11 protein-coding genes are annotated in these 12,891 nt (G+C 50.9%); 4 read left to right on the top strand and 7 right to left on the bottom strand.

Annotated features, from left to right (window positions below; translation table 11 throughout):
* Window positions 1–223: 223 nt before the first annotated feature.
* Window positions 224–1,495 (top strand): maltoporin, encoded by a 1,272-nt coding sequence (locus tag QVF11_RS02600; RefSeq protein WP_112214167.1) that lies wholly within the window; start codon window positions 224–226, stop codon window positions 1,493–1,495.
* A gap of 123 nt (window positions 1,496–1,618) precedes the next feature.
* Here QVF11_RS02600 and QVF11_RS02595 read toward each other — a convergent pair whose 3' ends face one another.
* The 6 genes from QVF11_RS02595 to QVF11_RS02570 form a co-directional block, all read right to left on the bottom strand.
* The gene (locus QVF11_RS02595; RefSeq protein WP_112214166.1) at window positions 1,619–1,933 is read right to left on the bottom strand and encodes a glucose PTS transporter subunit EIIB; all 315 of its coding nucleotides are present in this window, start codon (window positions 1,931–1,933) and stop codon (window positions 1,619–1,621) included.
* 65 nt (window positions 1,934–1,998) lie between these two features.
* Complete coding sequence (locus QVF11_RS02590; RefSeq protein WP_287855154.1) at window positions 1,999–4,056, bottom strand: beta-galactosidase; 2,058 nt, start codon at window positions 4,054–4,056, stop codon at window positions 1,999–2,001.
* A 31-nt stretch (window positions 4,057–4,087) separates the two neighbouring features.
* On the bottom strand, window positions 4,088–5,290 hold the full coding sequence (locus QVF11_RS02585; protein WP_112214164.1) for a glycoside hydrolase family 53 protein: 1,203 nt from the start codon (window positions 5,288–5,290) through the stop codon (window positions 4,088–4,090).
* 4 nt (window positions 5,291–5,294) lie between these two features.
* Entirely contained in the window at window positions 5,295–6,146 is an 852-nt protein-coding gene (locus tag QVF11_RS02580) for a sugar ABC transporter permease (protein ID WP_287855153.1), read from the bottom strand.
* 10 nt (window positions 6,147–6,156) lie between these two features.
* Complete coding sequence (locus QVF11_RS02575) at window positions 6,157–7,464, bottom strand: carbohydrate ABC transporter permease (RefSeq protein ID WP_112214162.1); 1,308 nt, start codon at window positions 7,462–7,464, stop codon at window positions 6,157–6,159.
* 55 nt (window positions 7,465–7,519) lie between these two features.
* Window positions 7,520–8,752 (bottom strand): extracellular solute-binding protein, encoded by a 1,233-nt coding sequence (locus QVF11_RS02570; RefSeq protein ID WP_142512175.1) that lies wholly within the window; start codon window positions 8,750–8,752, stop codon window positions 7,520–7,522.
* A gap of 353 nt (window positions 8,753–9,105) precedes the next feature.
* Here QVF11_RS02570 and QVF11_RS02565 point away from each other — a divergent pair, with 353 nt between their 5' ends.
* Both QVF11_RS02565 and QVF11_RS02560 read left to right on the top strand, forming a co-directional pair.
* On the top strand, window positions 9,106–10,215 hold the full coding sequence (locus QVF11_RS02565) for an ABC transporter ATP-binding protein (protein ID WP_142512176.1): 1,110 nt from the start codon (window positions 9,106–9,108) through the stop codon (window positions 10,213–10,215).
* 243 nt (window positions 10,216–10,458) lie between these two features.
* Window positions 10,459–12,045 carry an EAL domain-containing protein gene (locus QVF11_RS02560; protein ID WP_112214159.1) on the top strand — a complete coding sequence of 529 codons (1,587 nt, stop codon included), beginning with the start codon at window positions 10,459–10,461 and terminating at the stop codon, window positions 12,043–12,045.
* Between the two features lie 2 nt (window positions 12,046–12,047).
* Here QVF11_RS02560 and QVF11_RS02555 read toward each other — a convergent pair whose 3' ends face one another.
* Window positions 12,048–12,320 carry a metal-sensing transcriptional repressor gene (locus tag QVF11_RS02555; protein WP_112214158.1) on the bottom strand — a complete coding sequence of 91 codons (273 nt, stop codon included), beginning with the start codon at window positions 12,318–12,320 and terminating at the stop codon, window positions 12,048–12,050.
* A 166-nt stretch (window positions 12,321–12,486) separates the two neighbouring features.
* Between QVF11_RS02555 and QVF11_RS02550 the strand changes: the two genes are divergently transcribed.
* Window positions 12,487–12,891 (top strand): nickel/cobalt efflux transporter (locus tag QVF11_RS02550; protein ID WP_287855152.1); only part of this gene is annotated, 405 nt, incomplete at its 3' end.

The following is a 12,891-nucleotide window of genomic DNA, read 5'->3' as shown; positions in this document are numbered from 1 at the left end:
TTGAAAAAACGCTCATTGCCGCATCCCCTGAGCAACAACAACCAATAAAAGTATGACGCTCACAATACAACAAATTGTGAATAGACTCACTACTCGTAACAAAACCTGCTTATTTATTTGCAGTTAATCACACTATTAAGATCATTAAATTGCCTGAATTATGGTTTAGGCATTTCATGACACAAGTTATGTGAACGTAATACAAAAAAATAAGAGGATAGACATGAACACTACGCTGCGCACACTCTCCGTTGCGTTGGCCGCTGCGCTGATTTCACCATCCGTGTTTGCTGCTTCCGCCACCCTTCCGGGTATCGATTTTCATGGTTATATGCGCGCCGGGGTTGGGGTCTCCGGTGACGGTAGCCAGGCCGAATGGCAAAAGAATAAAATTGGTCGTCTGGGTAACGAGTCCGATACCTACGGCGAGCTGGAGTTAGGTTCAGAGGTCTACAAAAAGAATGATGTTAGCTTCTATCTTGATAGCATGGTCAGTATGGTTTCTGACGGCTCCAATGATAACGAAACCACACTGGATGACGATGCGCAATTCGGCCTGCGCCAGCTAAACCTGCAGATCAAAGGCCTGGTCCCCGGCGATCCAAACGCGGTGATTTGGGGCGGTAAACGCTACTATCAACGCCACGATCTGCACATCATCGATACCAAATACTGGAACATTTCCGGATCCGGTGCGGGAATCGAAAACTATACGCTCGGCCCGGGCGCCGTCTCATTTGCCTGGATCCGCGGCGATGCTAACGACGTCGATTACCGCGTCGATGGTGATAGCAACGTCAATATTAACTACCTCGATCTGCGCTACGCAGGCTGGAAGCCATGGTCCGGATCGTGGACTGAATTTGGTATCGACTACGCGATGCCGAATACCACCAAAAAGCAGGACACTTACGGCGGGCTGTATGATGCTGAAAATGGCGTCATGCTAACCGGTGAGATTAGCCAGGATATGCTGGGTGGTTACAACAAAATGGTGCTGCAATACGCCAACAAAGGGCTGGCGCAGAATATGGTCTCCCAGGGCGGCGGTTGGTACGACATGTGGAACTACGTCAACGACGCTACCGGCTACCGCGTTATCAACACCGGTTTAATCCCGATTACCGACAAGTTCTCCATTAACCATGTCCTGACATGGGGCTCTGCAGACAACATAACCGAGTACACGGATAAAACGCGTATGCTGTCGCTGGTCGCTCGCGGGCAATATCAGTTTACCGAGTACGTGCGCCTGATTGGTGAGGTGGGCGGTTTCTATCAAAAAGACAGCTACAAGAACAACACCGAATACAAACAGGCCGGTGAAAAATACACTATTGCGCTGGGCCTGGCCGATGGCCCTGACTTTATGTCACGCCCGGAACTGCGTATCTTCGCTTCATATTTGAATGATTCTGAAAATGGCAAACCATTCGAAGATCAGACTGCCAATAATACGTGGAACTTTGGCGTACAGGTAGAAGCCTGGTGGTAATAAGATGTAAACCGTTTCATCTCCAACTGTAAGGCCGTTAATTACCCTCCGGTAATGATTATTGCCATTGAACACCTGCTTTACTTTCGGGATAACCCTTTATTGAGTTATCCCGTTTTTATTTTATTTACGGTTAGCAAAGTGTTCATCTAGTAATTGTCGCAATGCATCCGACTGTTTACCAAAAATAGCATGCACCTGCTGCCCAAGAATAATAACCCCAAGCGCTCCCTGCTGCTGTAATGCCTGAGAATCAACAACCGCCAGATTATTCACCGTGACGCGTAGGCGGGTAATACAAGCATCGACATTAATAATATTGGCCTCGCCGCCGAAAGCCTGAATTAAATGCTCAATTTGCTGTTGTTCCACCTGACTCAAAGATACCGCCGGACGAGGCTGGGAGAAGTAATTCAGAAAGGATTTTAAACTCACCATAATAGACTCCTGATAAGCAGATAAAAAAACGCCTGCTCGCAGGAGCAGGCGCGGGTAGAGAGAAATTACGCGTGACGACTAAGAATACGGCAGTCCCATGCATTTAAGGCCAACGGCGCATTCAGAACCGTGCCGGTGAGGCTGTCCTGATAGCCTTGCGGCAGGGTTACGCTATGCTGTTGCGCGCTGTAGTTTTGCAGGAATACATACGTGGTTTCACCATCCGTGCGTGCTGTCGCTACCACGCCCGGAGGGAAATCAGCCTCAACCGCACGCGGCAGCGCCAATTCTTTACTTATGGTGTTGAAGAAATCTCGCTGAAAAGCCAGATCGTTGCGCGAAGCAACATGCCAGGCCTTGCCTTTACCAAAGTGGTTGACGGTGACTGCCGGTCTTCCGGCATAAAAATCATCGCGGTATGTCGCCAACGGCTGCGCCGTTTCAGTATGAATCAGTTCACACAGATGACGAACCTGGTAAGGTCCCTGCAACCCGCCTTCATTCCCTGCCAGTCCCTGCACCAGATTGCGTTCGCCATCGTTCAGGCAGTCGATCTCTTCCGCCCAAATGCCCAGCAGTTTACGCAGAGGACCAGGGAAACCACCTAAGTGGCAGAGATCGGACTCGTTAACGATACCCGTCCAGTATGTTGTAACTAAGTGACCACCGTTGGCGACGAAATCTTCGGCGCGCTCAGCAAATCCCTCGCGTACCATGTACAACATAGGTGCAATAACCAGCTGATAGGCGCTCAGGTCAACATCCGCATCGATAATATCGACGGCGATCCCCTGCTCCCAGAATGGACGATAGTGTTCGTTGACGGTATTTTCATACTCCATCCCGAGATTACGCGGTCCCTGAGCATCATCCAGCGCCCAGCGGTTTTGCTGGTCGAAGATAATCGCCACTTTCGCATCCGTCCGGCAACCCACCACGCCCGGTAACTTGCTTAACATATCGCCGAGCTTAGTCACTTCACGGCCTACTCGAGTATCCAGGTGGCCTACGTGATCGATAATAGCCCCGTGGAACTTCTCTACTGAGCCACGGCTCTTACGCCACTGGAAGTACTGTACCGAATCAGCACCGTGTGCGACGGCCTGCATAGAAGAAAGAATATGCATTCCCGGCTTTTTCAGCTTGCTGGTCGGCTGCCAGTTGGTTGCGCTCGGCGTGGACTCCATCAAGACAAACGGTTTACCACCCTTCAGGCTGCGCATCATGTCGTGATACATGGCGGTATAGCAGGCCAGGGTGGTTTCATCTTTGTCACGGTGCCACATGGGATAGCTATCCCACGAGATGAAGTCCAGCGCCTGCGCCAACTGCCAGTAGTCGTAATCGTAAAAATACTCCATGAAGTTGGTTGTCACCGGCAGTTCAGCATTCGCTGCTTTCAGAGGGGCAACCTCATGGTGGCAGAAGTCAGTCACCTGCGCGGTGTTGAAACGATGCCAGTCAAGGTTCAGACCATGAATTGAGACTTCTCCTTGCGGTGCCGGAGATTCAATCTGCGACCAGTCGCTATAGGTGTGGCTCCAGAAGGCGCTCCACCAGGCATGATTGAGGTTATCCAGCGTTTCATAACGCGCCTTCAGCCAGTCTCGGAAACGCTCCTGGCACAGGCTACAGTGGCACTCACCGCCGTATTCGTTGGAGATATGCCAGCCCAGCACCGCCGGGTGCTGCGAATAACGCTCCGCCAGCAGCGTATTGATTTTCAAGGTTTTCTCACGATAAACCGGTGACGACATACAGTGGTTATGGCGTCCACCGTGCAGCGCAGGCACCCGATCGCGACCAACGCGTAGCACCTGAGGATACTTCTGCGACATCCACGCCGGACGCGCGCCGCTTGGGGTGGCGAGATAGACATGAATTCCGGCGGCATACAGTTTATCGAGAATACTGTCCAGCCAGCCAAACTCAAATACGCCTTCCTGAGGTTCAAGCTTCGCCCAGCTAAATATCCCCACCGACATCACATTACATTTTGCCTGCTGCATCATGGCAATATCTTTGTCGATAATATCGGGATAATTCTCCCACTGCTCCGGGTTATAGTCAGCGCCATGCAATAGCGCATTAACCTTAGGACTCAAAGGCGCAAATTTTTTCATAATAAACATCCTGAAGTTTAAAGCTGAATAATTAATTAAATACTTTCATTGACGGCAATGCTTTCCCCTGACAATCAAATAGAGCCTGATTTTCCCGGGCATTACCTTCTTTCCACTCATCGTGGATATATTTCATTCCGGCAGGCGTCGCCCAGGTATTTCCCGGTACGGCAATCCATGTCGGCTCCCAATAAAAGATACCTTTACCACGATGTTCCGGAACGTCAGCCACGGCCTGCATTAAATCGTGAATATAATTATATTGCCCCTGCACGGTAGCAGGATAACCGCCATCCTTTTCCTCTTTTGCCTGAAAACTATTTTCGGCATTATCGCAGTTATCCAGGGTATAAGCGTAAGCGGCTTCAACCACAATCACGTCTTTGTTATAGCGCTTGCTGATATCGTCCATATTGGCTTTCAACGCGCTAATCGGTCCATTCCAATAGGTATACATCGACAGGCCAATGATGTCGTAAGGCACGTTACGCTTGCTGATTTCATCAAACCACCAGCGGAAGGTGTCATTTTTGGTCCCTTCAGCCAGATGAAGCATGATTTTGACTTGCTCGCCGCCGGTGAGGTTCTCCTTCAGGCCGTCAATGGCAGCATTAAGCAGTCCCGCCAGGCGATCGAATTCGCCGCCGCCCTGCCCCCAGCTTTTGCCCTCCGGCCACAGCATACCGCCGTTAATCTCGTTGCCGATCTGCACCATATCCGGCAGCACGCCCTCCTGTTTAAAGCGGGCAATCGTGTCGCGAGTGTAGTCGTGGATGGTGGTTTTCAGCTGTGGGTAGTCCATTTTCTCCCAGGCTTTAGGCTTGAACTGCTTACCCGGATCGGTCCAGAAGTCACTGTAATGGAAATCCAGCAGCAGCTTCATGCCCTGTGCTTTTGCACGCTTTGCCAGCGCCAGCGTTGCCGCCAGATCGTTATCACCGCCACCGTAGCCCTGACCCTGAGCATCTTTAGGATCAACCCACAGACGCAGGCGAACATAGTTCACGCCGTCGGCCTTCAGAATTGCGATAGGATCCTGCTGCTGGTTGTTGTGGTTAAAAAACTTTGCGCCGTGCTTTTCAGCATCCAGCAACGTGGAAATATCCGCCCCTTTAATAAAATCAGCGGGCATATTGTTAAAAGCTTTTGTTTGCAGCGCATCTGCCGCCAGCGTACTGGCTGAAAAACAGCATGCCAGAGAAACAGCAAGCCACGCGGGTGTTAATCTTTTCATGAAGTTATCCTTTTGTACTGCCAGAGGTGAGGCCGGAAACAAAGTACTTTTGCAGCGCCAGGTAAAGAATCGCTACCGGGACGGCAATCAGTACCGCGCCCGCTGCATAAGTGGTGTAGCTGGCACCCATTTTCTGCGCTACCAGGTTGTACAGGCCAATCGGTAGCGTGTACTTATCCGGGGTGCGCAAGATGGTGCTGGAGAGAATGAAATCTCCCAATGGGCCGGTAAATGAAAATAGCGCAACCACCGCCAGAATCGGTTTTGACAGCGGCATGATGATTTCGGAAAAGATACGGAAGCTGCTGGCACCATCCATACGTGCGGACTCATCCAGATCTTTAGGGATCGCATCCAGATACCCCTTCATAAGCCAGGTATTCATCGGGATCATGCCGCCAACGTAGATCAGCACCAGCGCCAGATGACTATTGATCAGCCCCAACAACTGCGAAAGAACAAAGATCGCAATCAGCGCTGAGAACTGCGGGATCATCTGCAGCAGCAGGAACAGCATCAGCCCGTTCTGCCGTCCTTTAAAACGAAAACGGGAGAACGCATAGGCAGTAAAGCTCACGCTGATGAGGGTCAGCACCATGGTCATGAAACTGATTTTCATCGAGTTCCAGTACCAGGTCAGGTAGTTCACATTGCCATTAAACAGGTCTGCATAGTGCTGAAATGACAGGTTCTCAGGAATAATCGACGTACTCAGCAGACTATTCCCGGCATTCAGTGACGCCCCTACCGTCCAGACCAGCGGATAAATAATAATCGTTGATACCAGGATGACCACCAGCCAGGTCAGTGACAGGCGAATCCACTTTTCGCGTTTAATACTCGGTGATTTAGCCATGTTGCTTCCCTTACGCCATATCGTCATTTTTGAAGGATTTCGTGGCGCGGAACTGCCACAACGCCAGACCAACGACAAAAATCGACAGCAGGATCGTAATGGTGGCCGCGATGGCATATTGCGAAGACGACATCGTCAATTTGTAGATCCACGACACCAGGATATCCGTACCGCCAGCATTAGACCCCGCCACCGCCGGTCCACCGTTGTTGAACAGATAGATGATGTTGAAGTTGTTAAAGTTGAAGGTGTACTGGGTGATGATGATCGGCGCAATGGAGTACAACACCAGCGGCAGAGTGATCGTCCGCAGGCGGGTAAACGCGCTGGCCCCATCCATCGTGGCCGCTTCATAAAGATCGTCCGGAATCGCCTGCAGTACGCCGGTAGTCATGGCGAAAACAAACGGGAAGCCCAGCCAGGTTTGCATCATGATCAATGCAGTCTTAGTCCAGAACGGGTCGGTCAACCACGCCTTCGGGCTGATGCCGAAGAAGGACAAAATAGCGTTGTTAATTACCCCGAATGAATCGTTAAACATCCCGGCAAAAACCAGAATCGTCACGAATCCAGGCACCGCCCACGGCAGAATAAAAATAGTACGAATCATCGGCTTAAAGCGCAGGTCTTTCTGGTTGACCAGAATCGCCAGCAGCACGCCGACGGTACATTGCAACGTCGTCGCCAGCAGAGTCCACACCACCGTCCACTGCAGCACATCAAAGAAGGTTGAGCGCCAGATGGACAATGTGAAGATGTTGATGAAGTTTTTGAACCCGACCCAATCCACCAGCTTCGCCGGTGGCGTGTGGTAAAGGTTGTAGTTGGTAAAGGCAATGGCAAAACCAAACAAAATCGGGAAGATGACGACAAACACCAGCAGAATAAAGCCGGGGGTGATCATCAAATAAGGAAAACCATCGCTAAGCAGCATCTGATACTGCTTACGTACGCTATTCAGCGCCATGCCCTCATCGCGCTTTTTGCCGTTAACCCAGGCATCGCGTAACGAGAGGAAATAGACCAGCAGGCCAAAAGCGATAATCAGCACGCTGATAATCCCTTCCGCCAGCAGGAAGATTGAGTTATCCCGCGGAACTTCCTCGCCCAGGGTATATAACCCCCACAGGCCTTCGCTGAGAAAGTCATAAAAAATGCTCATAAAACTGCTCAGCAGCACCAGGAAAACAATCCCCTTCAGCCACTGGCGATGATAAAACTGCCCAAAACCCGGCACGATAGCCAGCAACAGGCCGCACCACGCATGGCGTCCTGCGCCACGCGCTTCGGCGATATTTTCGCTGGGATTGATAATCACACACGACTCCTTCTGAAAACGGGAGGGCCTCCTCCCGTTCTGTTACATCACCTGATTACTGATTGCTGGCCTGCATCGCTTCGATTTGCATTTTGATCTGCTTCTCTGCGTTATCGAGCGCCGCTTTAGGCTCTTGTTTGCCGGTCAGGCTAAGCTCCAGCGCGGCATTAGCCGGGCCCCAGACTTCGCCCATTTCCGGGATCCCCGGCATCGCCGTCGCACGCGCTGACTGCACCGCCACCGCGCTGGCCTTTTCATCATTCTTAATCACCGGATCGTCAATCATTGACTTCAGCGGCGGGATTTCACCGGTCGCGATATAGCGCGCTTTCACGTACTGCGGCTGGTTGATGAATTCGATGAACTGCTGTGCCAGCGCTTTATCTTTACTCCACGTCGAGACCACATAGCCCTTCACGCCGAGGAAAGAACTCATCGGTTTGCCATCAGGCAGCATCGGTAGGGGCGCAACGCCATAATTAATGCCTGCCGCTTCATACGGCTGGAAAGCCCACGGACCGTTAATCACCGCCGCCGCTTTTTTCTCTGTGAACAGGGAATCAATAGCGTTCAGCCCATTGTCCCCGAGGATCCCCGCCGGGAAGACCTTATCGGTGTAGAATTTTTTCAGGAAGGTAACCGCTTCCACAGCACCGGGCTTGTTCAGGCCAACGTCCTGCGGGTTAAAACCACCTTTGTCGTTTTTGCCAAAGATATAGCCGCCCATCGGACCAATAGCACCCCAGCTGTAATAGATCTGATCAAACTTCGCCAACAGACCATACTTGCCCTCTTCGCGCTGCTTTTTCGAATAGTCGAACCACGCCTGCAGGCTATCCAGCGGCTTGTCGATCAGGTCTTTGTTGTAAATCAGTACCAGGGTTTCCACCGCTTTCGGCACGCCATAAAGCACGTTATCCATATGGAAAGCGTTGATTGACGCAGGCGTAAAAGCCTCCTGCTTCGCCTGCTCCATAGTCAGAGGAGACAGCAGCCCCTGGACGACCGCACCACCCAACTGGTCATTAGGGATAACCAGTACATCCGGGCCGATGCCCGCCGGGCCATCAAGTCGCAGCTTTTCCAGCTGCTGGGCGTACGGCATCTCCTGCACGTTAACCTTAACGTCGAACTGCTTTTCAAAATCATTTACCGCAGCTTTAATGCCGTCGGATTTTTTGATGTCTTCCCAGACGTTGAGCTGTCCGGCCGCGTGCGCCTGCAGGCTCACTAGCTGCCCGGCAGCCAGAGTGGTAAGGATCAGTGCAGCAAGAGTGTTCTTTTTCATTACCAACCTCATGTGAAGGTATAACAATTTAATGGTTTTTATTGGACAATTTGACTTCCGGTAATTCCTTAGTCAATTGATAAACGGCGCTTCATAAACAAAACATCCGTCATTCTTGATTTGTTATACGCTACGCTTTGAATGTCGATAAAACTACTGAAAGCTACCAGTTGTGTGATCATGATTGCAGAAATGAAACTTCAATGTATGGTGCTAAAACGCTGGAAGTTATAGTCACAGCATGATTTTAGTGTCGTTGAGCATCGTCCGGCTGAATTGTTACACGTTATACAAATTATACGTCACAGCCCAAATCCCAACGGCAGGAAACGCTACTAACCCGGGGAATGTTGATGTCCAATATACGACTGAGGAATGTCACCAAGCGGTTCGGCAGTACAGTGACGCTGCATCAGGTGAATCTTGATATTGAAGATGGTGAATTTGCAGTTTTCGTTGGTCCATCCGGCTGCGGTAAATCGACGCTACTGCGGATGATTGCCGGCCTGGAAGAGGTCAGCGATGGTGAAGTACTGATTGGCGATGAAGTGATGAATGATGTCGTCCCCGCCCACCGCGGCGTCGCCATGGTATTCCAGTCCTATGCGCTCTATCCGCATATGACGGTGGCGGAAAATATGGGTTATGGCCTGAAGGTCAATAAAGTCCCAAAAGATGAAATTCGCCGTCAGGTTGAAATGGTCGCGAAAACGCTGCAACTCTCTCATCTACTGGATCGTAAACCTAAACAACTTTCCGGAGGTCAGCGCCAGCGCGTGGCAATCGGCCGCGCGATCGTGCGTAATCCACGGGTGTTTATGTTTGATGAGCCCCTTTCTAACCTCGATGCCGAGCTACGCGTTGAAATGCGCCTGCACATCGCGAAGCTGCATCATGAACTTAAGACCACGATGGTCTATGTCACCCACGATCAGGTTGAAGCGATGACCCTGGCCGACAAAATCGTGGTGATGAACTACGGCAAAGTGGAACAAATGGGCTCGCCGATGTCGCTGTATTACAACCCGGTGAATAAATTCGTCGCGGGGTTTATCGGCTCACCCAAAATGAACTTCTTGCCTGCGACAGTAACCGCATGGCAGCCGGGGCAGCTTAGCGTAAAGATGGCGCAAGACCATAACCTGACGCTCAATATCACCACCTCGCCGCTGCTGCCTGGTGCCGCTGTTACGCTCGGTATTCGCCCTGAACATCTCTCAACCAACGTGAACACAGGGACCATAGTTGAGTTTCAATGTGAAGTGGTTGAGAGACTGGGCAATAACACCTATCTGTTCGGCCAGTGCTATGGCCATGATAACGTCAAAATCCTGCTGCCAGGCGACGTTCATTTCCGTCCCTGGCAAAAAATCAGCGTTGCGTTCGACGATCGCTACTGCATGGTCTTCGACGAAAATGACCTGCGGATTAGCGCTGACATCGCCGCGCCAGATGCCCATTAAGCGCAACATCTGATTGTCATGATTGTGCGTTAGAATATGAACATATGCTGATAGCCCTTACTGTCAGCATACCAGCCCTCGTTTTCTCCGCGTCGTTCAAATTTTGGACGACGCGGTTCATCCACTGTTAGCCCGAATTCGTGAGTATCTTGCGGTTCGGGCCTTTTTTATCCCGCTTGCTGAATCCTCTTTTTATCTTTCGCGTATACTCATCGAACCCCTCGATAAAATAAGGAAATACTCATGACAGCCCGGCATCAGGTGAGTCTGGTTACAGGGGTACTGATTCTCGCCATTATTTTGCCGGTCGTACTGAGCATCTGGCTGGCAACTCAGCAAGCTAAAGCACAGTTTTACACCGAGCTGGATAATTTTTCCGTCCGCGTACTGGCCCGCGTTCAGCAGGTTGCCGATCAGGCAAGAGAAGCGCTTAAAGAAGCAGATGCTCATACCGCCGCGACCTGCAGTCCGCAGCATCTGCTCAATATGCGGCAGATTGCCTACACCCACCGCTACGTACAGGAAGTTCTGTGGTTACACGATGGTATTCCGCAGTGCTCTTCCCTCGAAGAGCATCAAGTTTCAGTCATCTTTCCACCTCCCGACCATATTACTGCCGATGGCTATCGCACCTGGCTCACATCGGTTAGCGATCTGGGACTGAAACATAAAATGACGGCAATGGGCAGCGAGCATCATGTGGTGATGATCGACCCCGTTTCATTTATCGATGTGATTCCGTTAGGTCAGGAAGAAATTCACACTCTCCTGTTCGGAACGAAGCACGACCAAATCATTATCAGCAGTAAACCGCTCGACACTGCCGTCTGGGCGCAAATTAAACATCTGGATGCAGAAACGTTAACTCTCAATAACACCGTTTATCGCCTCCACCGTATACCCGAGCTGGGTCTGGCTATCGCCACCTGGTCATCCACGCTGCCATTACAGAAAAAACTCCATCAGCAGCTGATACTGTGGCTGCCGATTGGCCTGTTCACCAGTATTTTGGCCTCATTCCTGCTTATTCGCCTGCTACGAAGATTGCGTTCACCGCGTTACGGGATGCTGGACGCTCTGAACGCCAATGCCATTCAGGTCTATTACCAACCCATTATTTCGTTGCAGAGTGGAAAAATCGCGGGTGCGGAAGCGCTTGCTCGCTGGAAGCAGCCCGACGGGAGCTTCTTATCGCCGGATATTTTTATCCCGCTTGCCGAACAGACGGGACTCATTACCCATTTAACCGAAGATATTGTGAGGAAGATTTTTGCCGAACTGGGTGCATGGCTGCGCCAGCGCCCTGAGGTACACATTTCGATCAATCTGTCGGTCGATGATTTACGTTCGCCTACGCTGCCAATACTTTTGCGTGAGCAGCTTCAGCGCTGGGGTATCAGCGCTCAGCAGATCACTTTGGAAATTACCGAACGCGGTTTCGTCGATCCGCAAACCACTTTACCCGTCATCGCCGGTTATCGTCAGGCCGGCCACCGTATTTCCATTGATGACTTTGGTACCGGCTACTCCAGTCTGAGCTATTTACAAAAGCTGGACGTCGATACCCTGAAAATCGATAAATCGTTTGTCGATACGTTGGAATACAAACCGCTAACGCCACACATTATTGAAATGGCGAAAGCGCTCAACCTGACAACCGTCGCGGAAGGCGTCGAAACCCAAAGCCAGCGCGACTGGCTACGCAGTCATGGGGTGCTGTACGCCCAGGGGTGGCTTTATAGCAAAGCGCTGCCAAAGGAGAAATTTATTCTGTGGGCTGAAAACAACCTTAAAGCACATTCACAACAGCCCGCGAAAAATCTCTCCTGAATCTACTTCAGATAAGATTTTATCACCTGCATGACCACGTCAAGGTCAGCTTCACGTTGGCCTTCCTCCGGCTCTTTAACGACGTGATCCGTTAAGTGTCCCTGGATGACCTGCAACATCATACCGTTGACCGCCCCGCGGATCGCCGCAAGCTGCTGTAAAACCTCAGCGCATTCATGATCGCGATTAAGCATTTTTTCTAATGCGGTATTTTGCCCCTGAATTTTCTTTAATCGAGTCAATAACATCTTCTTGTGACGAACGGTGTGTGACATTACGCGATCCACTATTTGATTGATTGGTCATTTCCACGGACGACCACAGTACACAATAAGAACAGCATAACATGCCCTACTCCCCCGGAGTATTTTTCTACTGGGGGGTAGTATTAGCCTACTGGGGGGGAGTAGCATACAATAACTTCTGATAATGGATCATGTTATGAACGACTTCACTTCGCTGTTGCAACAGGGCAATGCCTGGCTCTTTATACCCAGCGCCATTCTGCTCGGCGCATTGCACGGCCTCGAGCCGGGACACTCTAAAACAATGATGGCGGCATTTATTGTGGCGGTACGTGGAACGCTTAAGCAGGCAGTATTGCTGGGGTTAGCGGCAACGGTATCGCATACAGCAGTGGTCTGGCTGGTGGCAATGGCAGGTCTTTGGTTTGGTCGCGGCTGGGACGCTCAAACATCAGAACCCTGGTTTCAGCTGATTTCCGGGATCCTTATTGTGCTGATTGCCTGCTGGATGCTCTGGCGTACCTGGCACGAATCGCACTCACATGAACATGAACATGAACATGAACATGAACATGAACATGAACATGAACATGAACATGAA

Origin of the sequence: Klebsiella sp. (assembly GCF_027492335.1) — a bacterium.
Classification (GTDB): domain Bacteria; phylum Pseudomonadota; class Gammaproteobacteria; order Enterobacterales; family Enterobacteriaceae; genus Klebsiella; species Klebsiella huaxiensis.
Note: the sequence above shows the minus strand (reverse complement) of the source record. Positions and strands in the feature narration are given on the sequence as shown.